This window comes from Phenylobacterium sp. (genome assembly GCF_030646615.1).
In the GTDB taxonomy this organism is placed as follows: Bacteria; Pseudomonadota; Alphaproteobacteria; order Caulobacterales; family Caulobacteraceae; genus Phenylobacterium.
The window spans coordinates 1-22,254 of sequence record NZ_JAUSLG010000080.1; the positions used below are offsets into that span (position 1 = coordinate 1).

Consider the following 22,254-nt stretch of genomic DNA (forward strand, 5'->3'; position numbering starts at 1 on the left):
CATAGGCGCGGGCCTCCTGGCCTCGCCCACGGAAATAGGCTGCGCGCTCGAAGGCGATCCCGGGGTGAGCGGCCTGCGTCGGCGTCAAGCGGGCCAGCTGGGCTTCTGCGGCGGCTGAGCCTGAGCGCAGGGCGATTCGGGATTCGGCGATCGCCCGCTCAGCGGCCGGAAGCAGGCCGAGCATGGCCTGTGCGGCTGGTCCCTGGGGGCCGTAGAGCAGCCGGTCGGCGCGGCGAACATGATCCTCGGGCCGCAGGTAGCGACCGAACTGGGCGAGCATGGAGGCCTGAACGTCGGCCTCGAACACCTTGTCACGCCAGACGCGGCGGATCAGGGCGGTGGCCTCGGCCTCCTGGCCGGCGGCGATCTGGGCGTTGGCCAGGGCGATGGCGCCGCGGGCGGTCACCGGCCGTTCGCCGCCGAACCAGGCGATGGTCTGCTGCGGCGACAGGCCGGAGGTGACCAGCAGCTTTTCGGCGGTCTCCTGGCGGCCGGCGCTGCGGGGCCAGTCGGCCAGGTCGCGCCTGGCCTGATCGGCCTCGAAGAAGCCGACTGATTCGCCGGCCACATCCACCAGGGCCCAGGTGGCGATCTTGCGGGCGATGGGATCGGACATGGCGCCGATCAGGCTGCGGGTGGCGGCCACGTCGCTGCGCCGCGCGGCGTCCAGGGCCTGGCGCAACAGCTGGTTCTCGCTGGTCGAGAGGGGGGCGAGCGGGGGCCGGCGCACGGCCTGGAGTTCAATGGGCTTGGGGAAGGGGTCCTGGCTTGAGGCCGGGGGTGTTTGCGCCTGGGGGACGCCGACCACGAGGAACAGGGCTGCGGCGGTCAGAAGGGTCTTTGGCGCAAGGACGTGCAAGCAGGAACTCTCCAGGTCTCACCCATTGAACGACAGGGCGGTTGCGGGCATGGCCGCGCCGGACATATTGTCCGCGCAACATCATAGGCCGCAACATCATGCGGCGCTTTCACGGCTTTTTGCAGACAATGTCCGAACCTTTATTCAGGGGCGTGATGCCGGCCCTGGTGACCCCCTTCCGCGATGGCGCGGTGGACCAGGACACCTATGTGGCCTTGATCGAGCGCCAGATCGCCGGCGGCGTGCACGGCCTGGTGCCCGTCGGCACCACGGGCGAGACCTCGACCCTGTCCCATGACGAGCACCGCCTGGTGGTCGACCTGTGCATCAAGACCACCGCCGGCCGCGTGCCGGTGATCGCCGGCGCGGGCTCCAATTCCACCCGGGAGGCCATCGAGTTGGTCAAGCACGCCAAGGCCGTCGGCGCCGACGCGGCCATGGTGGTGACGCCCTATTACAACCGCCCCAGCCAGGAGGGCATGTACGCCCACTATGCGGCGATCAACGAGGCCGTGCAGCTGCCGGTCATCGTCTACAATGTGCCGTCGCGCACCGGGGTCGACATCTCCAACGACACCCTGGGACGGCTCTCCAAGCTGCCCAATATCGTCGGCGTCAAGGACGCCACCGGCGACATGACCCGGCCGACCATGCAGCGCCTGCTGTGCGGCCAGGACTGGGTGATGCTGTCGGGGGATGATCCCAGCGCGCTGGGCTACATGGCCCATGGGGGCCACGGTTCGATCTCGGTCAGCGTCAATGTGGCGCCCGACCTGGTCTCCACCTTCTACAACGCCGCGCTCAGCGGAGACTGGAAGACCGCCCTCTACTGGCAGGACCGCCTGATCCGCCTGCACAAGGCGCTGTTCACCGACGCCTCGCCGGCCCCGACCAAGTTCGCCCTGGCCCATCTGGGGCTCTGCTCTGAAGACGCGCGGCTGCCGATCGCACCGGCGTCGGAGGCTGCGCGCAAGGAAGTCCTGGCGGCTCTGCACGACGCCGGGATCGTCTAGGCGCGCGTCATGGCTGGAAAACCCATCGCCGAAAACCGGCGGGCGCGATTCGACTACTTCCTCGACGACGCCATGGAGGCGGGCCTGGCGTTGACGGGCAGCGAGGTGAAGTCCCTGCGCGCCGGCAAGGCCAATATCGCGGAATCCTATGCGGCGGTGGAGGGGCGCGACATCGTGCTGATCAACGCCGACATTCCCCCCTACGCCAAGGCCAGCCACTTCAACCACGAGCCGCGCCGGCCCCGGAAGCTGCTGCTGCACCGCAAGCAGATCGACCGCCTGATCGGGGCGGTCCAACGGGAAGGGCGCACCATCGTGCCCACCAAGCTCTATTGGAACGACAAGGGCCTGGCCAAGCTGGAGATCGCGCTGGCCAAGGGCAAGAAGCTGCACGACAAGCGCGAAACCTCGGCCGAACGGGACTGGCAGCGCGACAAGGCTCGGCTGTTGCGCGACAAGGGGTGAACCCTTCTCCGCCCACCCCTGCGCAGATCGAGGCGATCGAGCGGGCCACCATCGCCACGGTCGCCCACGACTGTTTCGAGGTGATCGGCCCCTGGATCCTGGGTCTGCGGCCGGGCTCCATCGGCCGCGCCCACAGCGCCGCGCCGCTCGCCCACACCCTGGTCCGCGACGAGGGGCTGATCGCCCGTATCGAAGCCGCCTACCGCGCCCGGGACATGGCGCCGGTTTTCCGCCTGCCCGATGTGGAGGGCTTGGCCAGCGTGGCCGAGGCCCTGGCCGAGCGGGGCTATGGGCCGCAGCAGCCGACCTTGGTGATGAGCGCCGACCTCGATCGGGCCGCGGCCTTCGCCGAGCCTGCCGGCGCGTCGCAACTTGAGCGGCCGGACGAGGCCTGGGCGGCGGTGTTCCTCGGCGAGGGGTTTGATCCCGACGACGGCGCCCATCGGGTGGCCGTGCTGTCGAAGTCGCCGGGCGCGCTGTTCGCTGCTGTCCGTGACGCCGAGGGGACCCACGCCGTGGGCGCGCTCAGCCTGGCCGAGGGCTGGGCCAGCCTGCACGGCATGCGCACCCGCCGGGCCCGCCGGGGCGAGGGCCTTGCCGGTCAGGTGGTGGCCTGTCTTGCCCGGGCGGCCCAGGCGAAGGGCGCGACGCAGATCTTCCTACAGGTGGAGGAGGGCAATGCGCCGGCCCGCGCCCTCTATGCCCGCGCCGGATTTGCCCCCCTGTGGCGCTACCAGTACTGGCGGCGCGCCTGAGGTCCATCGGAGTTCAGCTTTTTCGTCACCCTCGCGCTTGACGCGAGGGCCCATGAACACGGGGTGGGCCTTGGTGTTCATGGATGGTCGGATCAAGTCCGACCATGACGGAGGAAGACGGGAACGTCGTCCGCAGCCCGGACCAGCCCTTAGTCCCCCAGCAGGGTCCGGGCGCGGACGAAGATGTCCTCGAACATCTGCGGCGTCAGCCGCCCTGTGTTCGTGTTGAGCCGCGAGCAGTGGTAGGAGTTGATCACCGTATAGGGGCCGGCCTGGAACTCCGACCCATGGCCGCCGACGCCCGCAGAGGCCTTGAGGCCAAGCGCGCGCAGGACATTGCGCCGGGATACGTCGCCCAGGGTGACGATCACCTTGAGATTGGGCAGCTCGTCCAGCCGGGCCGTGAGGAACGACCGGCAGGTGGCTTCCTCCGACGTTTCGGGCTTGTTGCCCGGCGGCGCGCAGCGCACCGCATTGGTGATCAGGCAGTCGATGAGCTCCAGCCCGTCGTCGGGCCGCGCCTCATAGGCCCCCCGGGCAAAGCCCAGGCGGATCAGGGTGTCGAACAGCAGCACGCCGGCGAAGTCGCCGGTGAAGGGGCGCCCCGTGCGATTGGCGCCCATGCGGCCAGGCGCCAGGCCGACCACGGCCAGGCGGGCGCCGGGGTCGCCGAAAGACGGCGCCGGGCCATTCCACCAGTCGGGATGGGCCGCGCGATTGACCTCCCGATAGGCCACCAGGCGCGGACAGAGCGGGCAGTCGCGGGGTGGTTCGGCGGCGGCGCTCATGGCCGGCTCAGGCCTCGGCATCCGCCTCGTTCTCGCGCTCGTTGTTCATCCGGCTCTCCTGGATGAACCGGGGCAGGCGCGAGGGTCGGCCAATGATCTCCGACAGGTCGGCCAGATCGATGAAGGCGTCGGCCTGGCGGCGCAGGTCATCAGACGCCATCGGCGGCTGGGACTTCACGGTGGAGACGACGCTGACCCGCGCGCCTTTGCGCTGCACGGCCTCCACCAGGCAGCGGAAGTCGCCGTCGCCGGAGAACAGCACCAGGTGGTCGGCGTGCTCAGCCATCTGCATCATGTCGACGGCGATCTCGACATCCATGTCGCCGCGCCAGCGCTTGCGCCCTTGCGCGTCGGTGTATTCCCGGGCGGCCTTGGTCACGAGGCGGAAGCCATTGTAGTCGAGCCAGTCCACCAGGGGACGGATCGGCGAGTATTCCTGGTCCTCGACCAGGGCGGTGTAATAATAGGCCCGCACCAGCACGCCGCGCTTGCGGAATTCCTCCAGCAGCTTGCGGTAGTCGATGTCGAAGCCGAGCCCCTTGGCCGCCGAGTACAGGTTCGCGCCGTCGATAAAGAGGGCGAGCCGATCGGTGGGGTAGAAAGTCATAAGCGTGGAAATCCTTGAAAACGGCGCGGGATCTGGCTGGGACGAGGCGGTCGTGATCGCGCTGGGGGGCAATCTGACCGGCGATTACGGCTCTTCCGAAGCCCTTCTCGAAGCCGCCCTGGCTCGTTTCGATCAGGCGGGATTGCCTGTTCTTCGGCGATCGGGATGGTGGCGCTCGGCCGCCTGGCCCGATCCGTCGCAGCCGGAGTATCGCAACGCTGTCGCGATTGTCGAGACGCGCCTTGAACCCCGTTCGGTTCTGCATACCCTGTTTTCAATCGAGGCGGAATTCAACCGCAATCGGGGGGAAAGGAACGCGCCGCGCACCCTGGATCTCGATCTGATCGCCCATGGGCGCCAGGTGGTCGATCTCCCGGACCTCATTCTGCCCCATCCCCGCGCCCACCAGCGCCTGTTCGTCATGGGCCCCCTGGCCGAGATCGCGCCGGACTGGCGCCATCCGGTGTCGGGGCTGACGGCCCGCGATTTGGCCGCCTGCGCTACGGTTGGCTCCGACGCCCGGCCGGGGTGAGGGAGCGTCGGCTTCGGCATATTTCCCAACCGCTTGGGTTATGGTATTCTCAGACATGCCCACGGTTCTGCGCCTCGGCCGCCTGCGCGTCGTGATCTATCCCAACGACCACAGGCCGCCGCATGTGCATGTCCTGGGAGCCGGGACACAGGCCATTTTCTTTCTGGCCTGTCCCGATGGTCCGCCGAGCCTGCGGGGTAGCCACGGCCTCACCACGGCTGAGCTGAACCGCATTGCGGACGCCTTGGCCGCCGAGCTGGCGGCGTTGTGTGGTGCATGGGAGCAGATCCATGGCGATAACTGATACTGACCGGATCGCAGCCGAAGAGCGCCTTCAAGAGGATCTGAAGGGCCAGCCCAAAGCCGTCTCCGCGCGCTACGACCGGCGCGTCTCGCGCATCGTCGTCGGCCTCAACAACGGCCTGGAGCTGGCCTTTCCACCGCGTCTGGCCGAAGGGCTGGAGGCGGCCACGCCCGCCGAGCTGTCGGAGATCGAGATCAGCCCGCTGGGCGATGGTCTCTATTGGCCCAGGATTGATGTGGATCTCCATGTGCCGGGCCTGCTGAACGGCGTCTTCGGCTCCAAGAGCTGGATGGCCCGCACGCTCGGCGCAGCCGGCGGCCGCGCCCGCTCGGCGCAGAAGGCTCGCGCCGCCCGCGAGAACGGCCGCAAGGGTGGGCGACCGAGGAAGGCTGTCACGGTGTAGGCGCCCTCACTCTGAAAGCGCCGCCCCCTGCGGCATTGCACAATCGAGCGTGAGCGACTATTTTCTCCAGTTCTCTCCCCAATCCGAGGATTTCATGGCCCGCGTCACCGTCGAAGATTGCATCCAGAAGGTCCCGAACCGCTTCAACCTGGTTCTTCTGGCCGCCCATCGCGCGCGCGCCATCTCTGCCGGCGCTCAGCTGCTGGTCGATCGCGACAACGACAAGAACCCCGTCGTGTCCCTGCGTGAGATCGCCGACGACGTAGTCGACGCTGAAGAGCTGCGCGAGAACCTGATCGCCAGCCTGCAGCGGGTGGACGAGCACACCGAAGCCGAGGAAGAGGCCGAAACCCTGGCCCTGCTGGCCGACCCGACCCATGCCCAGATGAGCGAGCTGGAACTGGTCCGGGCCCTGCAGAGCGACCGGGATGGCGGTCAGGAGGAGCGGTACTGAGCCCCGAAGGCGCAGACCCTCTTACTGTCCAGGCGGCCCAACCCGTCGCCGAGCCCAAGGACGCGCCCGCTCCGGCGCGTCCGCCCAAGCTGCTTCGCCAATACGAACTGATCGACAAGGTCCGGTCCTATGACCCGACCGCCGACGAGGCGCTGCTGAACCGCGCCTATGTCTACGCCATGCGCATGCACGGCTCGCAGAAGCGGGCGTCCGGCGACCCCTATTTCGCCCACCCCATCGAGGTGGCGGGCATCCTCACCGACTACCGCCTCGACACCGCGACCATCGTCACGGCCCTGCTGCATGATGTGATCGAGGACTGTCCGGTCAGCCGGGCCGACATCGACCAGCTGTTTGGCGAAGAGATCGGCGAACTGGTCGAGGGCGTCACCAAGCTCTCCCAGCTGGAAGGCAATTCCGAACACACCCGCCAGGCCGAGAACCTGCGGAAGTTCATCCTGGCCATCTCCAAGGACGTCCGCGTCCTGATGGTCAAGCTGGCCGACCGGCTGCACAATATGCGCACGCTGGAGTTCATCAAGAACCCGGCCAAGCGTGAGCGGATCGCCCGCGAGACCCTGGAGATCTATGCGCCCCTGGCGCGCTCCATCGGCTGCCACCGCATCTGCACCGAGCTGGAGGAACTGGCCTTCCTGCATCTGAACCCGGTAGCCCGCGACGCCATCGGCCGCAGGCTGGAGGCCCTGCGCCAGGAGCAGGGCGGGGCGGTCTCGGTGGTCTCCGGCGAAATTTCCGCCAAGCTGGCCGCCGCGAGCGTGGCCGCTCGCGTGTTCGGCCGCGAGAAGCACGCCTTCTCCATCTGGCGGAAGCTGCAGCGCAAATCGATCGGTTTCTCTCAGCTTTCGGACATCTACGCCTTTCGGGTGATCGTCGATTCCGAAGAGGACTGCTACCGGGCGCTGGGGGTGATCCACCGGGCTTGGCCCAGCGTGCCCGAGCGGTTCAAGGACTACATCTCCACGCCCAAGCGGAACAACTACCGCTCGATCCACACCACGGTGGTCGGCCCCCGGGGCATGCGCATCGAGATGCAGATTCGCACCGAGGCCATGGACCGGGTGGCCGAGGACGGCGTCGCCGCCCACTGGCGCTACAAGAACGAGAGCTATGGCTTCGACGCCGAGGCCCAGGCCGCGGCCGGCGGGCGCGATCCCCTGGTCAATCTGCGCCATCTGGTCCAGCTGCTGGAGCACGGCGGCGATGTCGAGGAGCTGGTGGAGCACGCCAAGCTCGAAATGTTCCTCGACCAGGTGTTCGTCTTTACGCCCAAGGGCCGGCTGGTCAGCCTGCCCCGGGGCGCCATGCCGCTCGACTTCGCCTATGCGGTCCATACCGATGTGGGCGACACCTGCATCGGCGTGAAGGTCAACGGCGAGCTGCGGCCCCTGCGCACCCTGCTGCAGAACGGCGATGTGGTGGAGGTCATCCGCGGCGCCAAGCCGGTGGTGCCGCCGGACTGGCGCTCGCTCACCGTCACCGGCCGGGCGCGCTCGGCCATCCGCCGGCATATTCGCCAGAGCGAGAAGGACGAGTTCATCCGCCTCGGCCGCGCCACGGTCGACCAGACCTTCGAGCGGGCCGGCAAGAAGCGGGCCGATGTCTCCCTGCGCCCGGCCCTGGACCGGTTCGCCACCGCCGCCGAGGAAGACCTGTTCGAAGCCGTCGGCCGCGGCCGGGTCACGCCCACACAGGTGCTCGACGTCATCTTCCCGGGCCTGAAGGCCGCCGACCGCGACGCCGCCACCGCCCAGCGACGGATCGAGGGCGGCGCCGGCGCCCGACTCTATGTGCGGGGCAGCGGCCTGACGCCGGGCCTTAATCTGCACTTTGCCCCCTGCTGCAGCCCGGTGCCCGGCGACCGTATCGTCGGCATCATGGACCCCGAGGGCGGCGGCCTGGCGGTGCACACGATCGACTGCGCCACCCTGGCCGAATACGAGGATCGCGAGGAGGTCTGGCGCGACCTGCAATGGACGCCGGAGGCCGAGCGCAACACCATTTCCCGCGCCTCGCTGGCGGCCACCATCCGCAACGCGCCGGGCGTGCTGGGCCAGGTCTGCACGGTGATCGGCGAGGCCGGCGGCAACATCGTCAACCTGCGCATGCACCATCGCCAGCGGGACTTCTTCGACGTCGATTTCGACCTCGAAGTGAAGGACGCCCGCCACCTGACCCACATCGCCGCAGGGCTACGGGCCAATCCCAGCGTCGAAACCGTGGACCGGGCGAAGGGCTGAGCCCCCCGCCCGGCCGGGCCTCAGCGGCTCAGCCGCGTCACCGTCAGGGCCGGATCGGCGGCGATCTCGGCCTCGGTGAAGGGCAGGGGCCACCAGGCCTCGGCGGCATAGAGCCGGGTCTGGTCGCCATAGTGGGGCGAGTCCGGATGGGCGCTCTGGCCGTAGCTGAGAACCGCCTCGGCCTTGGGACCGTCGGCCTCGAACTCCACCACCTGCACATAGCTGGAGCCATGGACGGGCAGATAGGCCCTGGCCTTATCGCTCCAGACCGAGCGCTGGGCGTTCAGCACCCCGATGTCGCCGTCCGCCCCGTGGACGGCCAGCCGCTCGGCGCCCACCGGGCGGACCTGAACCTGGCCCCAGGGGGCGGCCAGCGCCAGACCGCGGGCCTGGGTGAGCCGCACCGCCTCGGCCAGGGCGGTCAGGGCGGCGGCGCGCACCTCCGGCGCTGGGCTCAGCCCCCGGGGGGTGGTGACCGGCTGCTGCGGGTCGAAGGGCGTCGCATAGAGGTCGGAAATCTTGTGAGCGGCGGTCCAGAACTCGAGGAACAGGTGGGTTCCGACGCTGTCGGCGTCCGCCCGGCGATCCCAGCGGGCCAGGACGGCGCAGGCCGGGGCGAGATCGATGACGCCGGTCTCCAGGGTCTGGCGCGGGGCCTGGCCGCAGGCGGCCAGCAGATCATCCAGGACGAGATCGGCGCCCAGGACCTTGTTGCCATAGAGAATGGTCTCCACCGCCTTGCGATCGAAGGGGCGGCCGGGCTGTCCGTCGCGTCTCTCTCGCCATGCGGCGATCTCCAGCAGGCCCGAGCGGGTGCGCAGGTTCTGCGGCACAGCCTCTTCGCCGATGACCCGCGGATAGCCGGTCAGGGGCGCGGCCGGATTGGTCAGCCAGTAGCTGTCATTGCTGTTGGCCACGAAGTCGTCGCGGAACAGGGCGGGCATGGCGCTGCCCGGCATCAGCCCCGCGACGGGGGTCTCAGGTGATGCGGGCCAGTCGCAGGCGGCCCGGGCGCCGTCCAGCACGAAGAGTCGGGCGGCCCGCCAGTTGGCCGCGGCCGGCGCCTCGGCGGCGCAGGTCTGCATATGGGCGTCGGTCAGATTGGGCGTCGCCGTGACGTCGGCATAGAGGGCCCGGCCGTGGCGGTCGGCGGCGATGGTGTTCACCCAGGGCATGCCGAGGGTCTCCACCAGGGTCTGGTGGATTTCCTCCACCGACCGCGCCACGCCGAACCGCATCCAGGCTTCTGACGAGCGCAGGCCGCCGCGATTGGCGTCCCGCAGGGCGTAGGCATGGGCCGTGTCCCAGGTAAACCCGCTGGCCGGGGCGGCGACGATCGGTCCGTAGGCCGTGCGATAGACGGTCCGCCGGCGCGGCTCGGTCTCACCCTTGACGGGCACCTCGACCGTGACGGCTTCGATCGGCTGCGGCGCGCCATCGACCAGATAGGTCATGGGATCGCCCGGCTTCAGATCCAGCTGGAAGAGCGAGAAGTGGCGGTCGGTGGAGACGGTGTGGGTCCAGGCCACGTCCTTGTTGAAGCCGATGGAGACGCCGGGCAGGCCGGCCATGGTCACGCCCATGACGTCCAGTTCGCCGGGCAGGGTCAGGTGGATCTGGTAGAACCGGTTGGTGGTCGCCCAGGGAAAGTGCGGATTGGCCAGAACAAGACCGCGGCCCTGGGTCGTGAACGCCTTGCCGAAGGCCCAGCCATTGCTGCCAAGACCGGCATATTGCGCCGGCTCAGGCGCCTGCAGGGCGACCTGCGCCGCCCCGCCCGGCGGAACCGCCGCCACGATCCCCGACAGCCAGGCGCCGGCGCTGGCCTGGATCATCTTCTCGTCATTCAGCCGCAGCAGGTCGTCGACGGTGATCGGCCGGACCCAGGCCGCGCCGCGGCAGGGCGCGGGCAGGGCCGCCAGGCCCGTGTCGCTCAGATAGCGATTATAGCCCGCCACATAGCCCCGGACCATGTCGGCATAGCGGGGATCAACCTCCGCAAAGGCCTGTCGCAGGGCGTCCATGTCGAAGATCGACCGGAAGAAGACATCGGCCTCGACATTGGGAATGGGGCGGAAGGACACCGTGGTCTGGCCCTCGGCGCCGAAGGTGAGCGCCCGTTCGCCGCTCAAGGTGACGATCTGATCGGCCATCAGACAGATATTGTCCTGGGCGTAGGCGTAGCCCGCGCCAAATCCCAGGCCTTCCCGATCCAGGGCGCGGATATGCGGCACGCCGTGGGCGGTGCGTCGAATCTCCACCTCGCCCTGGTTCAGCGGGTGATCGACGGCCTGGGCCTGGGCTGCGCCCGCCAGGGCGATCGCCGCCACGGGCGCCAGGACTCCGCGCAGGAGTCTTGCCCCGCCGGGGGCCGGGGGCGAGCTGGATTGGAGTGTCATGGGCCGTTTCCCTAAGATGTCGCAGCGGGCGTCGATCACGCCTCTGGCTCAACCTTAACCTTGGGGATGAGTTAGTTGCAATCCAGTCACAATTAATCAGGCCAACGGCCGGGCCGTTTCAGGCCATCTGCACGGCGCGCCACGTCCAGGGGGTCTTGGCGCCGGTGAAGGTTTCCGGCGTGCAGCGCAGATAGAGGCTGTCGGCCCAGGTGTGACCCAGAAGGTAGGTCTTCTTGGCGCTGCCCACCACCACGAAGCCCAGCCGTTCGAGCAGCCGGCGCGAGCTGGTGTTGTTGGGGTCCACGTCAGCCGTCGCCTCGTTCAGGCCGCGATCCTTGAACGCCCGGTCGATCACCGCCGACACGGCTTCCTGCGCATAGCCCTGGCCCTGGGCGTCCGGGTGGAGAATGTAGCCGATCTCCGGGTCGGCCCAGAAGCCCACCTTGCCCACCACCAGGCCCGCCTTGGTCTCGACAATGAAGTCGTCGTTGCGGGTGGCCATCATCCCCTCCAGCCAGAGGCGGGTCTCTTCGATCTTCTCGTGGGGCAGAGTGGACCAGAAGGCCATGGCGTGAGCCGAGCTGAGGATCACATGCATGGCCTCCAGGTCGCTCGCCCGGGCGGGGCGCAGCGTCAGGCGCTCGGTTGTGATAATCCCCGGCATTGGCGGCTCCTGCGAATCTCCAACCATAGACTGGAGGGCGAAGGTGACATCTAGGCCGCCCTCAGATATTTCGCCCTCAAGGAGGCGCCCAAATGACCACTGACGAAGTCCTTGAGGAATTCCGCGGCGCCGGCGCCCTCCGCGAGGGCCATTTCGTCCTCTCGTCCGGGCTCCACTCCGGCATGTTCCTGCAGAAGAACCTTGTCTTCCAGTATCCTGACCGCACCGAGCGGCTGTGCAAGGCCCTGGCCGATTTGATCCGGCGCGAGGTCGGTCAGGTGGATGTCTGCGTCTCCCCCGCCGTGGGCGGCATCATCCCCGGCTATGAGACCGCCCGTCAGCTGGGCGTGCCCTCGATGTATGTGGAAAGGGTCGACGGCCGGCTCCAGTTCCGCCGCGCCTTCGCCCTTAAGCCCGGCGCGCGGGTGGCTATGGTCGAGGATATCGTCTCCACAGGCCTGTCCTCGCGGGAATGCGTCGAAGCCATCCGCGAGGCCGGCGGCGAGGTGGTCTGCGCCGCGGCCCTGGTCGACCGTTCCGGCGGTCGGGCCGAGATCGGCGCGCCTTTCCTCACCCTGGCGAAGCTGGACGTGCCGGCCTATCCCGCCGACCAGCTGCCCCCCGAACTGGCGGCCATTCCGGTGGAAGATCCCGGCAGCCGGAGGCTGAACCGATGAGCGGCCTGCGCCTGGGCGTCAATATCGACCATGTGGCGACGATCCGGAACGCCCGGGGCGCCACCTATCCCGATCCGGTGCGGGCGGCCGAAATGGCCATCGCCGCCGGCGCCGACGGCATCACAGCCCATCTGCGCGAGGACCGCCGCCATATCTCCGACGCCGACATCGACGCCCTGGCGGTGATCGTGAAGCGCCGCGGCCGGCCCCTGAACCTGGAGATGGCGGTGACAGCGGAGATGGAGGCCATCGCGCTCCGCCACCTGCCGCATGCGGCCTGCCTGGTGCCCGAGCGTCGCGAAGAGGTGACCACCGAGGGCGGCCTCGACCTGGTCAAGGGCCACAATCACATCGCGCCTGTGGTCGGTCGGCTGGCGGCCGCGGGGATCCGCGTCTCCTGCTTCATCGACGCCGACCTGGAGCAGGTCGCCTCGGCCAAGGCCATGGGCGCCCAGGTGGTGGAGCTTCACACCGGCGCCTATTGCGACGCCGTGCGGGACGGTGACCCCCGGGCGGCCGAGCTGCTGGCGCGGCTGACCGCCGCCGCCGCCCAGGCGGCCCGCCTGGGCCTGGAGGTCCATGCCGGCCACGGGATCGACTATGAGACGGTCAAGCCCATCGCCGCCATTGCGCAGGTGGCCGAGCTGAACATCGGCCATTTCCTGATCGGCGAAGCCATCTTCATCGGCCTGCCGGCCGCCATCGGTCGGATGCGGGCCCTGATGGACCAGGCCCGGGCGGAGCTGGCGGCGTGATCATCGGCCTGGGCTCCGACCTTGCCGACATCCGGCGCATCGACAAGACCCTGGAGCGGTTCGGCGAGCGGTTCGTCAAACGCATCTTCACCGAGATCGAAGTCCGCCGCTCCGAGCGCAAGCCCGATCGCGCCGCCTCCTACGCCAAGCGGTTCGCCGCCAAGGAGGCGTGTTCAAAGGCGCTTGGCACGGGGTTTCGGCGGGGCGTCTTCTGGCGCGACATGGGGGTGGCCAATATGCCGTCGGGCGCGCCGACCATGGCGCTCACCAACGGCGCCCTGAAGCGGCTGCAGGAGATCACGCCGGCCGGCCACCGGGCGGTGGTGCATGTGACGCTCACCGACGACCATCCCTACGCCCAGGCCTTCGTGATCATCGAGGCCGTGCCCGAATAGCCGCAGCCCTGCGGCGAATCGCCGATTACGGCGAGTTCACGGGGGGCTGGCTTGCTAGAGCCCGCGTCAGACGATAGCTAAACCCCTTCCGCGCGCTGCAGCGCGCCGCAGAGAACACGCATGAGCGAGAATGTGCACAGCGCGCCGGCGTCCGATAAGCCCGACGCGGTGCAGGAGATCGTCGAGATCGTGAAGACGGTCGTCTACGCCCTGCTGATCGCCCTGGTCCTGCGGGTCCTGCTGTTCCAGCCGTTCACCATTCCATCGGCCTCGATGGAGCCGAACCTGCTGGAAGGCGACTACATCATCGTCTCCAAATATGCGTACGGCTATTCCCGGCACTCGATCCCGTTCAGCCCGCCGCTGTTCGAAGGCCGGGTCGCGGCCCGCGACCCGTCCCGCGGCGACATCATCGTCTTCAAGCTGCCCCGCGATGGCCGCACCGACTATATCAAGCGGCTGATCGGCCTGCCCGGCGACCGCATCGAGATTCGCGGCGGTCAGATCATCCTGAACGGCCAGCCCGTGCCGCGGGAGGCCATGTCGCCTGGCCTGATCGACACCGGCTATGGCTTCACCCGCGAAGTCATGCGCTTCCGCGAGACCCTGCCCGATGGTCGCACCTATGTGACCTATGACCTGGGTCCCGACGGCGAGATGGATAACAAGGGTCCGTTCCTGGTCCCCGAGGGCCACTACTTCTTCATGGGCGACAATCGGGACAATTCCCTCGACAGCCGCGCGCCGGCCGAGATCGGCGTGGGCTATGTCCCGGCCGAAAACCTGGTGGGCAAGGCCGAGATCATCCTGTTGTCCTGGGAGCGGGCCGCCTCGCTGTTCAAGCCCTGGACCTGGGTGACCGAGGCGCGGCCGGGCCGGTTCTTCAACATCCTCCAGTGACCGACCGCCTATGAACCGCCGGGCGGCCGCCATCGCCGAACTCGAGGCGAGGATCGGCCATGTGTTCCATGATCGCGAACTGCTGGAGCGCGCCCTGACCCACGCCAGCGTGGGCGAAGGCGCGACCAAGGTGCGCCACTATGAGCGGCTGGAATTCCTCGGCGACCGGGTCCTGAACCTGCTGGCCGCCGAACGGCTGATGAGCCTGGACGGCGAGGCCCGCGAGGGCGAGCTCAGCCGCCGCCTGGCCAATCTGGTGAACTTCCATGCCTGCGCCGACGTCGCCCGCGACATCGGCCTGGGCGAGGCCCTGCGGCTCTCGGCCAGCGCCACCAAGATCGGCGCTCGGGAGTCCGACGGCGTGCTGGGGGACGCCTGCGAGGCTCTGATCGGCGCCCTCTATATCGACGCGGGACTCGACGCCGCCCGGACCTTCTTCCTGCGCTTCTGGGCCCAGGCCTTCGCCGATCTCGACGCCCCCCGGGGCAAGGATCCCAAGACCCAGCTCCAGGAATGGGCGCAGGGGCGCGGCCTGGCCCTGCCCACCTATAAGGTCGTCGCCCGCCAAGGCCCCGACCACGCCCCATCTTTCACCGTACAGGTGACGATTGAGGGGTATGATCCCGAAGCCGCCCAGGGACGTTCCAAGCAGGAGGCCGAAAAGGCCGCCGCCCTGGTGATGCTTCTCAAACGTGAAGGACCTCAATGACCCGCGCCGGATTCGTCGCCATCATCGGCGCCCCCAATGCGGGCAAGTCGACTCTCACCAACCGCCTGGTGGGGGCCAAGGTCTCGATCGTGACCCAGAAGGTCCAGACCACGCGCTTCCCCGTGCGCGGTGTTGCCATCGAGGGTGAGAGCCAGATCGTGCTCGTGGACACGCCGGGCATCTTCGCCCCCCGTCGGCGTCTGGACCGGGCCATGGTGCGCTCGGCCTGGGGCGGGGCCGAAGAGGCCGATGGCGTCGTCCACCTGATCGACGTCCAGGCGGAGCTCGCCGTGGGCGAGGCTCAGGGCAGCCCGGCGGACAAGCGGGCGGTGATCGACGTCCAGACCATCATCGAGGGGCTGAAGGCGTCAGGCCGCAAGGCGATCCTGGCGCTCAACAAGATCGACGGGGTCAAGCGCGAGCGCATGCTGGCCCTGGCCCAGCGCCTGTTCGACACCGGCGTCTATTCCGAGGTGTTCATGATCTCGGCCGCCGATGGCTCGGGCGTGGACGACCTCAAGCGGCGGATGGCCGAACTGGTGCCCGAGGGCCCCTGGCTCTATCCGGCCGAACAGACCGCCGACCTGCCGGCCCGCCTGCTGGCCGCAGAGATCACCCGCGAGAAGCTCTATCTGCGGGTCCATGAAGAGCTGCCCTATGCGGCGGCCGTGGACACCACCGCCTTCGAAGAGCGCCGCGACGGCTCGGTGCGCATCGAACAGACCATCTATGTCCAGCGCGACAGCCAGCGGCCGCTCATCCTGGGCAAGACCGGCCAGACCCTGCAATGGATCGGCCAGAAGTCCCGCGAGGAGCTCACCGAGCTGTTCGACCGCCAGGTGCACCTCTTCCTGCATGTGAAGGTCGACGAGACCTGGGCCGACAAGCGTGAGTTCTACGGCGACGTGGGCCTCGATTTCGACGTCTGATGGAGTTCGAGGACGACGCCTTCGTGCTCTCGGCCCGCGCCCATGGCGAGACCGGCGCCATCGTCGATCTGCTGACCTCCGAGCATGGCCGCTACGCCGCCCATGTGGCCGGCGGGGCCTCACGGCGGCTGAAGCCCTTCCTGCAGCCGGGCGCCCAGGTGAGGGTTCGCTTCCGCGCCCGGGTGGCCGAACAGCTGGGCGCGGCCACCCTGGAGCCGATCGGCGAGGGGCCCGGCGCCCTGTTCGACGATCCCCTGGCCCTGCACGGCCTCTCGGCGGCCGCTGCGGTGGCCGCCGGCGCCCTGCCGGAACGGGAGCCCCATCACGGGGCTTACCTCGCCCTGGAGGCCCTCATCAGCGCCCTGGCGATCCCGGACATCTGGCCGGCGGTGTTCGTCCGCTACGAGGCGGGCCTGCTGCAGGACCTGGGCTTTGGCCTGGATCTCTCCAAGTGCGCGGCCACGGGATCGGTGGACGACCTGATCTATGTGAGCCCCCGCACGGGCCGGGCGGTCAGCGCCCAGGCCGGGGAGCCCTACAAGGACAAGCTCCTGCGTCTGCCGCCCTTCATGCTGTCGGCCCAGTGGGGGCTGGAGGCCGGCGATATCGGCTCGGGCCTTGATCTGACCGGCCACTTCCTGGAGGCCTTCGTCTTCAATCCCCTGAACCGGCCCCTGCCGCCGGCCAGGGTCTGGATGATCGACCGCCTGTCGGACGCCGACCGGCTGTGACGGACCTATCGCGGCGCGCTAGAATCGCGGCCACGGAGAATCAATGAGCAAGCACACACCTCCGCCGTTCGATGGGGACGGCGACCGCATTATCGACGAGCCGCTGAGCGAGGCGCTGTCGCGGCGCTACCTGGCCTATGCGCTCTCGACCATCACCGGCCGGGCCCTGCCGGACGTGCGCGACGGCCTGAAGCCCGTTCACCGCCGGCTGCTGTTCGCCATGCGCCAGCTGCGCCTGGATCCCAACTCCTCGGCCAAGAAGTCGGCCCGGGTGGTCGGCGACGTGATCGGTAAGTACCACCCCCATGGGGACACGGCGGTCTATGAGGCCCTGGTCCGTCTGGCCCAGGACTTTTCCCAGCGCTACCCGCTGATCAACGGCCAGGGGAACTTCGGCAATATCGACGGCGATAACGCCGCGGCCATGCGCTACACCGAGTGCAAGCTGACCGACGCGGCCCAGCTCCTGCTGGACGGCATCGACGAGGACGCCGTCGATTTCCGCTCGACCTATGACGGCGAGGACGAGGAGCCGGTGGTTCTGCCGGCCGGCTTCCCCAACCTGCTGGCCAACGGCTCCAGCGGCATCGCCGTGGGCATGGCCACCTCGATTCCGCCGCACAACGCCGCCGAGCTGATCGACGCCTGCCTGCTGATGCTGGATGCGCCGGACGTCAGCACGGCTGACCTGATGGTCCATGTGAAGGGGCCAGACTTCCCCACGGGCGGAGTGATCGTCGAATCCCACGCCTCCATGCTGGAGACCTACGAGACCGGCCGCGGCGGGGTCCGCACCCGGGCGAGCTGGGTGCGCGAGGATACCGGGCGGGGGACCTATCAGATCATCGTCACCGAGATTCCCTATCAGGTGAAGAAGGCCGATCTGGTCGAGCAACTGGCCAATCTGATCGAGAACAAGCGCGCGCCTCTGCTGGGGGATGTTCGCGACGAGTCGGCCGAGGACGTGCGGCTGGTGCTCGAGCCCAAGAGCCGCAATATCGAGCCCGAAGTCCTGATGGAGAGCCTGTTCAAGCTCTCCGACCTGGAGAGCAGGTTCTCGGTGAACCTCAATGTCCTGGACGCCCGGGGCACGCCCCGGGTGATGAGCCTGAAGGAGGCCCTGCGCGCCTTCCTCGACCACCGGCGCGAGGTGCTGGTGCGCCGCGCCCGCCATCGCCTGGCCAAGATCGAGGCCCGGCTGCATATCCTCGATGGCCTGCTGATCGCCTATCTCAACCTCGACGAGGTGATCCGCATCGTTCGGCACGAGGCCGAGCCCAAGGCCAAGCTGATCGAGACCTTCAAGCTCTCGGACCTGCAAGCCGACGCCATCCTCAACACCCGCCTGCGCCAACTGGCCCGGCTGGAGGAGATGGAGATCCGCCGCGAGCACGGGGAGCTGTCGGAAGAACGCGACGGCCTGCTGAAGCTGCTGGAGTCCGAGCCCCGGCAATGGAAGCTGGTCGGTGTGGGCCTCAAGGAGGTGCGCAAGATCCTCGGCCCCGACACCGCCGTGGGCAAGCGCCGCTCGATCTTCGCCGACGCGCCCGAGGTGGACGCCGAGGCCGCCATCGAGGCCATGATCCCCCGCGAGCCGATCACGGTCATCCTGTCGGAGCGCGGCTGGATCCGGGCCGCCAAGGGCAAGGTCGAGGATCCCTCCGAGCTGAAGTTCAAGGAGGGCGACAAGCTTGGCTTCATCGTGCCGGCCGAGACCACCGACAAGCTGCTGATCCTGGCCTCGGACGGCCGGTTCTTCACCATTGGCTGCGACAAGCTGCCCTCGGCCCGCAGCCATGGCGAGCCGCTGCGGCTGATGATCGATCTGGAGGACCAGGTCGAGATCGTCGATGTTTTCGCCCACAAGCCCGGCTTGCGCCGGGTGCTGGCCTCAAAGGCCGGCTACGGCTTCGTGCTCATCGAGGACGAGGCGGTCTCCGCCCGCCGGGCGGGCAAACAGGTGCTGACCGTGGACAAGCGCGGCGCCCTGCCGACCCTGGCGGTGCGTGGCGACCACCTGGCGGTGATCGGCGACAACGGCAAGATCCTCATCTTCCCCATCGCCGAGCTGCCCGAAATGCCCCGGGGCAAGGGGGTCAAGCTGCAGGCCTATCGCGAGGGCGGCCTGCGGGACGCCACCGTGTTCGAAGCCGAGGCCGGCGCTGTCTGGATCGACCCGGCTGGCCGCACGCGCGTGTGGCCCGAATGGCGCGACTGGCTGGGCCGCCGGGCCGGGGCCGGCAAGCTCGCCCCACGCGGCTTCCCGACCAGCAAGCGGTTCAAGCCCAAATAAACCCACGGCGCCCCGCCATGGTCAGCTTGGCCATTGCGGCGGCCGCAAGCTCCGATAGGGTCCCTCCCAAAGAGCTTTAGGGGAGGCCTCACATGTTCCACTTCAACCGCCTGGCGGCGGCGACGCTGGCCGTCGCCCTGCTGGCTGCGCCGCCCGCGGCCTTGGCCCAGCGGGCGCCCGCGCCCTTGCCAGCCGCCGCCAGCCCGGCGGCGGTGGGCTTCTCCGCCGAACGCCTGGGGCGCCTGGACGCCGCCATGGCCCAGGCGGTCGCCGACGGCCGTGTGGCGGGCATGACCACCCTGTTGGCCCGTCACGGCAAGGTGGTGGCCTTCAACACCTATGGGCAGGCGAGCCTGGCCGATCAGCGGCCGATGGAGAAGGACGCCATCTTCCGCATCTATTCCATGACCAAGCCGGTGACCGGCGTAGCCCTGATGATCCTGTTCGAGGAAGGCCGCTGGCGGCTGGACGATCCGGTCAGCAAGTACGTCCCTGAACTGGCCGACCTCAAGGTGATGACCGGCACGGACGCCAACGGCCAGCCCATCCTGGAGCCGGTCACCCGCGACCCGACCATGCGCGAGTTGATGAGCCACACGGCGGGCTTCGGCTACGGTTTGTCGGAGGAGCACGCCGTGGACCGGATGTTCCGGGAGAAGAGTGTCCTGGGCTCATCCTCGCTGCAGGAGATGGTCGAGAAGACCGCGACCATTCCCCTGATGTTTCAACCTGGTACGGACTGGAGCTATTCCGTCGCCGTCGATATCCAGGGCCATATCGTCGAGAAGCTGACCGGCCAGACCCTGGGCGCCTTCATGGCCGAGCGGATCTTCCAGCCGTTGAAGATGACCGACACCGGCTTCCAGGTGCGGGCCGGCCAGGCCGACCGTCTGGCGGCGGTCTATGTGGGCGCCCCCAATGGCGGACGCCTGTTCGAGGCCAAGGAGCTGGCTGGCGCGCCGGCCCAGGACTTCACGGTCGCCCCGCGCATGGAGTCCGGCGGCGGCGGTCTTGTCTCGACGGCGTCCGACTATGCCCGCTTCGCCCAGATGATCGCCAATGGCGGCGAGCTGGATGGCGTCCGCATCCTGGCGCCTGCGACCATCGAACTGATGGGAACCGACATGATCCCGGAGGACGCCCTGGTGTCGTCCAACGGTTCGGTAGGCCAGCGCTTCAACGACGCCGTGGGCTTTGGCCTCGACTTCGCCGTCATCAAGGATCCCCGCAAGGCCGGCGGTCTGGAAGGGAAGGGGACGCTCAGCTGGGGCGGCGCGGCCGGCACCTGGTTCTGGGTCGACCCCACCAACGACATCGTGTTCGTCGGCATGATCCAGCGGTTCGGCGGCACGGGCGGGCCAGATCTGGGGACCACCACCCGCACATTAGTCTACCAGGCCCTGGTCGATCCCGCGAAATAGGCCGCCGATCTCCGGGATGCGGGCTGGCTTAGGCCGGCCCGCCGCCTTGACAAGGCAGGCCCCGCATGCGCCCTTCCGCGCCTCGTTTTCCCTGCTTTTTCTGCGACTCCTCATGCACCCTTACCGCTCCCACACCTGCGGCCAGCTTCGCGCCGCCGACACGGGCAAGACCGTCCGCCTTTCCGGATGGATTCATCGCAAGCGCGACCATGGGGGGCTGGTCTTCATCGACCTGCGGGACAATTACGGCCTGACCCAGCTGGTGTTCGCCCCGGAGACCCCGGGCTTCGCCACGGTGGAGCGCCTGCGGGCCGAGAGCGTCATCTGTGTCGAGGGCGAGGTGGTCGCCCGCACGCCTGACACGGTGAACCCCAACCTGCCCACCGGCGAGGTCGAGGTCCACGCCAAGGGTGTGGACGTGCTGTCGGAATCCGCCGAACTGCCGCTGCCGGTGTTTGGCGAGCCGGACTATCCGGAAGAAATCCGCCTGAAGCACCGCTATCTGGATCTGCGGCGCGAGACCCTGCATCGCAACATCCTGCTGCGCAGCCAGGTGATCGCCTCGATCCGCCGCCGGATGACCGACCAGGGCTTCAACGAGTTCCAGACCCCCATCCTGACGGCGTCCTCGCCGGAAGGCGCCCGGGACTTCCTGGTGCCCTCGCGCCTGCATGCGGGCAAGTTCTACGCGCTGCCCCAGGCGCCGCAGCAGTTCAAGCAGCTGCTGATGGTCGCCGGCTTCGACCGCTATTTCCAGATCGCCCCCTGCTTCCGCGATGAGGACCTTCGCGCCGACCGCAGCCTGGAATTCTACCAGCTCGACGTGGAGATGAGCTTCGTCACCCAGGACGACATCTTCGCCGCCATCGAGCCGGTGATGCACGGAGTTTTCGAGGAGTACGGCCAGGGCAAGCCGGTCACCCCCTATCCCTTCCCGCGCATCCCCTATCGGGAGGCGATCGCCAAGTACGGCTCCGACAAGCCCGACCTGCGCAACCCCATCGAGATGCAGGACGTGTCCGACCACTTCCGTGGCGGCGGCTTTGGCCTGTTCGCCCGCATCCTGGAAGACGCCAAGAACGCGGTGTGGGCGATCCCTGCGCCCAAGGGCGGCAGCCGCGCCTTCTGCGACCGGATGAACTCATGGGCGCAAGGGGAGGGCCAGCCGGGCCTCGGCTACATCTTCTGGAGCGAGGACCAGGGCGGCTGGGGCGGCCCAATCGCCAAGAACCTGGGCGCCGAGAAGACCGAAGGCCTGATGACCGCCCTTGGCCTCGGCCAAGGGGACGCGGCCTTCTTTGCCGCCGGCGACCCCAAGGTCTTCTACAAGTTCGCCGGCGCCGCGCGGACCAAGGTCGGCGCCGACCTGAAGCTGGTGGATGAAGACCGGTTCGAGTTCGTCTGGATTGTCGACTTCCCGATGTTCGAGATGAACGAGGAGTCGAACCATGTCGACTTCTCGCACAACCCCTTCTCCATGCCCCAGGGCGAGATGGAGGCGCTGCAGACCAAGGATCCCCTGGATATCCTGGCCTATCAGTATGACATCGTCTGCAACGGCTATGAGCTGTGCTCCGGCGCCGTTCGGAACCACCGGGCTGATGTGATGATCAAGGCCTTCGAGATTGCCGGCTATAGCCAGCAGATCGTCGAGGAGCAGTTCGGCGGCATGCTGAACGCCTTCCGCTATGGCGCCCCGCCCCACGGCGGTCTCGCGCCGGGCATCGACCGTATTGTGATGCTGCTGGCCGGTGAGAGCGCCATCCGCGAGGTCATCGCCTTCCCGCTGAACCAGCAGGGTCAGGACCTGATGATGAGCGCGCCGTCGGAGGTGGACGAGCGCCAGCTCAAGGAGCTCAGCCTGCGTCTGGCCCTGCCGATCAAGCCCGCCTGAGGCCTGCTCGCCCTAGTCGGCCAGCGGCGCCAGATAGCGTGGCGCGGCC

22 protein-coding genes and 1 pseudogene are annotated in these 22,254 nt (G+C 68.4%); 18 read left to right on the top strand and 5 right to left on the bottom strand.

All coding sequences use genetic code 11. The features are described from left to right. A pseudogene (locus Q7S93_RS14535) lies at positions 1-859 on the bottom strand (lytic transglycosylase domain-containing protein); the annotation flags it as partial. 128 nt (positions 860-987) lie between these two features. On the opposite strand from Q7S93_RS14535, the gene dapA reads away from it, so the two are divergent. From dapA to Q7S93_RS14550, 3 genes are read left to right on the top strand one after another with little or no spacing between them, the layout of a single operon-like run. Next, positions 988-1,872: a 4-hydroxy-tetrahydrodipicolinate synthase gene (gene dapA / locus Q7S93_RS14540; protein WP_304714637.1), complete on the top strand. Its 885-nt coding sequence runs from the start codon at positions 988-990 to the stop codon at positions 1,870-1,872. 9 nt (positions 1,873-1,881) lie between these two features. After that, a complete protein-coding gene (gene smpB, locus Q7S93_RS14545; protein WP_300576810.1) occupies positions 1,882-2,337 on the top strand; it encodes an SsrA-binding protein SmpB in 456 nt (151 codons plus the stop codon). Continuing rightward, a complete protein-coding gene (locus Q7S93_RS14550) occupies positions 2,334-3,092 on the top strand; it encodes a GNAT family N-acetyltransferase (RefSeq protein WP_304714639.1) in 759 nt (252 codons plus the stop codon). The genes smpB and Q7S93_RS14550 overlap by 4 nt, the downstream gene beginning before the upstream one ends. Before the next feature lie 149 nt (positions 3,093-3,241). On the opposite strand, the gene Q7S93_RS14555 is transcribed toward Q7S93_RS14550, so the two are convergent. Both Q7S93_RS14555 and Q7S93_RS14560 read right to left on the bottom strand, forming a co-directional pair. Further along, complete coding sequence (locus Q7S93_RS14555) at positions 3,242-3,901, bottom strand: uracil-DNA glycosylase (RefSeq protein ID WP_304714640.1); 660 nt, start codon at positions 3,899-3,901, stop codon at positions 3,242-3,244. Further along, positions 3,888-4,487, bottom strand: a complete 600-nt coding sequence (locus tag Q7S93_RS14560; protein ID WP_304714641.1) for a LabA-like NYN domain-containing protein — start codon at positions 4,485-4,487, stop codon at positions 3,888-3,890. Before Q7S93_RS14560 ends, Q7S93_RS14555 begins: the two co-directional genes overlap by 14 nt. Positions 4,488-4,491: 4 nt before the next feature. Between Q7S93_RS14560 and folK the strand changes: the two genes are divergently transcribed. The 5 genes from folK to Q7S93_RS14585 all read left to right on the top strand — a co-directional run bounded on the left by folK (position 4,492) and on the right by Q7S93_RS14585 (position 8,438). Beyond that, positions 4,492-5,019 (top strand): 2-amino-4-hydroxy-6-hydroxymethyldihydropteridine diphosphokinase, encoded by a 528-nt coding sequence (gene folK, locus Q7S93_RS14565; RefSeq protein WP_304714643.1) that lies wholly within the window; start codon positions 4,492-4,494, stop codon positions 5,017-5,019. 55 nt (positions 5,020-5,074) lie between these two features. Next, positions 5,075-5,323 carry a DUF4160 domain-containing protein gene (locus tag Q7S93_RS14570; RefSeq protein WP_304714644.1) on the top strand — a complete coding sequence of 83 codons (249 nt, stop codon included), beginning with the start codon at positions 5,075-5,077 and terminating at the stop codon, positions 5,321-5,323. After that, a complete protein-coding gene (locus tag Q7S93_RS14575) occupies positions 5,310-5,726 on the top strand; it encodes a DUF2442 domain-containing protein (protein ID WP_304714645.1) in 417 nt (138 codons plus the stop codon). Before Q7S93_RS14570 ends, Q7S93_RS14575 begins: the two co-directional genes overlap by 14 nt. A gap of 94 nt (positions 5,727-5,820) precedes the next feature. Continuing rightward, positions 5,821-6,180, top strand: coding sequence for a DNA-directed RNA polymerase subunit omega (gene rpoZ, locus Q7S93_RS14580; RefSeq protein ID WP_300576798.1), 360 nt, complete (start codon positions 5,821-5,823; stop codon positions 6,178-6,180). Between the two features lie 89 nt (positions 6,181-6,269). Beyond that, positions 6,270-8,438, top strand: a complete 2,169-nt coding sequence (locus tag Q7S93_RS14585) for a RelA/SpoT family protein (protein WP_304714659.1) — start codon at positions 6,270-6,272, stop codon at positions 8,436-8,438. Positions 8,439-8,458: 20 nt separating this feature from the next. Here Q7S93_RS14585 and Q7S93_RS14590 read toward each other — a convergent pair whose 3' ends face one another. Then, positions 8,459-10,837 (bottom strand): acylase, encoded by a 2,379-nt coding sequence (locus Q7S93_RS14590; RefSeq protein ID WP_304714646.1) that lies wholly within the window; start codon positions 10,835-10,837, stop codon positions 8,459-8,461. Positions 10,838-10,955: 118 nt separating this feature from the next. Further along, positions 10,956-11,501: a GNAT family N-acetyltransferase gene (locus tag Q7S93_RS14595; protein ID WP_304714647.1), complete on the bottom strand. Its 546-nt coding sequence runs from the start codon at positions 11,499-11,501 to the stop codon at positions 10,956-10,958. A 92-nt stretch (positions 11,502-11,593) separates the two neighbouring features. On the opposite strand from Q7S93_RS14595, the gene pyrE reads away from it, so the two are divergent. From pyrE to aspS, 10 genes are all read left to right on the top strand, one after another. Next, on the top strand, positions 11,594-12,178 hold the full coding sequence (gene pyrE, locus Q7S93_RS14600) for an orotate phosphoribosyltransferase (protein WP_304714648.1): 585 nt from the start codon (positions 11,594-11,596) through the stop codon (positions 12,176-12,178). Continuing rightward, entirely contained in the window at positions 12,175-12,933 is a 759-nt protein-coding gene (locus Q7S93_RS14605) for a pyridoxine 5'-phosphate synthase (RefSeq protein WP_304714649.1), read from the top strand. The genes pyrE and Q7S93_RS14605 overlap by 4 nt, the downstream gene beginning before the upstream one ends. Further along, on the top strand, positions 12,930-13,328 hold the full coding sequence (acpS, locus tag Q7S93_RS14610) for a holo-ACP synthase (protein WP_304714650.1): 399 nt from the start codon (positions 12,930-12,932) through the stop codon (positions 13,326-13,328). The genes Q7S93_RS14605 and acpS overlap by 4 nt, the downstream gene beginning before the upstream one ends. Positions 13,329-13,448: 120 nt before the next feature. Beyond that, positions 13,449-14,228 carry a signal peptidase I gene (gene lepB, locus Q7S93_RS14615; protein ID WP_304714651.1) on the top strand — a complete coding sequence of 260 codons (780 nt, stop codon included), beginning with the start codon at positions 13,449-13,451 and terminating at the stop codon, positions 14,226-14,228. A 10-nt stretch (positions 14,229-14,238) separates the two neighbouring features. Continuing rightward, complete coding sequence (gene rnc, locus Q7S93_RS14620; RefSeq protein WP_304714652.1) at positions 14,239-14,937, top strand: ribonuclease III; 699 nt, start codon at positions 14,239-14,241, stop codon at positions 14,935-14,937. After that, entirely contained in the window at positions 14,934-15,866 is a 933-nt protein-coding gene (gene era, locus Q7S93_RS14625; protein ID WP_304714653.1) for a GTPase Era, read from the top strand. Before rnc ends, era begins: the two co-directional genes overlap by 4 nt. Next, positions 15,866-16,597, top strand: coding sequence for a DNA repair protein RecO (gene recO / locus Q7S93_RS14630; RefSeq protein WP_304714655.1), 732 nt, complete (start codon positions 15,866-15,868; stop codon positions 16,595-16,597). Before era ends, recO begins: the two co-directional genes overlap by 1 nt. A gap of 43 nt (positions 16,598-16,640) precedes the next feature. Further along, positions 16,641-18,890 (top strand): DNA topoisomerase IV subunit A, encoded by a 2,250-nt coding sequence (parC, locus tag Q7S93_RS14635; protein ID WP_304714656.1) that lies wholly within the window; start codon positions 16,641-16,643, stop codon positions 18,888-18,890. Positions 18,891-18,982: 92 nt separating this feature from the next. Then, positions 18,983-20,311 (top strand): serine hydrolase domain-containing protein, encoded by a 1,329-nt coding sequence (locus tag Q7S93_RS14640; RefSeq protein ID WP_304714657.1) that lies wholly within the window; start codon positions 18,983-18,985, stop codon positions 20,309-20,311. Between the two features lie 112 nt (positions 20,312-20,423). After that, entirely contained in the window at positions 20,424-22,205 is a 1,782-nt protein-coding gene (gene aspS, locus Q7S93_RS14645; RefSeq protein WP_304714658.1) for an aspartate--tRNA ligase, read from the top strand. The last annotated feature ends 49 nt before the right edge of the window (positions 22,206-22,254 follow it).

What these genes read in the sequence shown, in the direction of transcription:
- dapA (WP_304714637.1), top strand. Translation starts at nt 988, where the DNA reads ATGTCCGAACCTTTATTCAGGGGCGTGATGCCGGCCCTGGTGACCCCC.
- smpB (WP_300576810.1), top strand. Translation starts at nt 1,882, where the DNA reads ATGGCTGGAAAACCCATCGCCGAAAACCGGCGGGCGCGATTCGACTAC.
- Q7S93_RS14555 (WP_304714640.1), bottom strand. Translation starts at nt 3,901, where the DNA reads ATGCCGAGGCCTGAGCCGGCCATGAGCGCCGCCGCCGAACCACCCCGC.
- Q7S93_RS14560 (WP_304714641.1), bottom strand. Translation starts at nt 4,487, where the DNA reads ATGACTTTCTACCCCACCGATCGGCTCGCCCTCTTTATCGACGGCGCG.
- Q7S93_RS14570 (WP_304714644.1), top strand. Translation starts at nt 5,075, where the DNA reads ATGCCCACGGTTCTGCGCCTCGGCCGCCTGCGCGTCGTGATCTATCCC.
- Q7S93_RS14575 (WP_304714645.1), top strand. Translation starts at nt 5,310, where the DNA reads ATGGCGATAACTGATACTGACCGGATCGCAGCCGAAGAGCGCCTTCAA.
- rpoZ (WP_300576798.1), top strand. Translation starts at nt 5,821, where the DNA reads ATGGCCCGCGTCACCGTCGAAGATTGCATCCAGAAGGTCCCGAACCGC.
- Q7S93_RS14590 (WP_304714646.1), bottom strand. Translation starts at nt 10,837, where the DNA reads ATGACACTCCAATCCAGCTCGCCCCCGGCCCCCGGCGGGGCAAGACTC.
- Q7S93_RS14595 (WP_304714647.1), bottom strand. Translation starts at nt 11,501, where the DNA reads ATGCCGGGGATTATCACAACCGAGCGCCTGACGCTGCGCCCCGCCCGG.
- pyrE (WP_304714648.1), top strand. Translation starts at nt 11,594, where the DNA reads ATGACCACTGACGAAGTCCTTGAGGAATTCCGCGGCGCCGGCGCCCTC.
- Q7S93_RS14605 (WP_304714649.1), top strand. Translation starts at nt 12,175, where the DNA reads ATGAGCGGCCTGCGCCTGGGCGTCAATATCGACCATGTGGCGACGATC.
- lepB (WP_304714651.1), top strand. Translation starts at nt 13,449, where the DNA reads ATGAGCGAGAATGTGCACAGCGCGCCGGCGTCCGATAAGCCCGACGCG.
- rnc (WP_304714652.1), top strand. Translation starts at nt 14,239, where the DNA reads ATGAACCGCCGGGCGGCCGCCATCGCCGAACTCGAGGCGAGGATCGGC.
- era (WP_304714653.1), top strand. Translation starts at nt 14,934, where the DNA reads ATGACCCGCGCCGGATTCGTCGCCATCATCGGCGCCCCCAATGCGGGC.
- recO (WP_304714655.1), top strand. Translation starts at nt 15,866, where the DNA reads ATGGAGTTCGAGGACGACGCCTTCGTGCTCTCGGCCCGCGCCCATGGC.
- parC (WP_304714656.1), top strand. Translation starts at nt 16,641, where the DNA reads ATGAGCAAGCACACACCTCCGCCGTTCGATGGGGACGGCGACCGCATT.
- Q7S93_RS14640 (WP_304714657.1), top strand. Translation starts at nt 18,983, where the DNA reads ATGTTCCACTTCAACCGCCTGGCGGCGGCGACGCTGGCCGTCGCCCTG.
- aspS (WP_304714658.1), top strand. Translation starts at nt 20,424, where the DNA reads ATGCACCCTTACCGCTCCCACACCTGCGGCCAGCTTCGCGCCGCCGAC.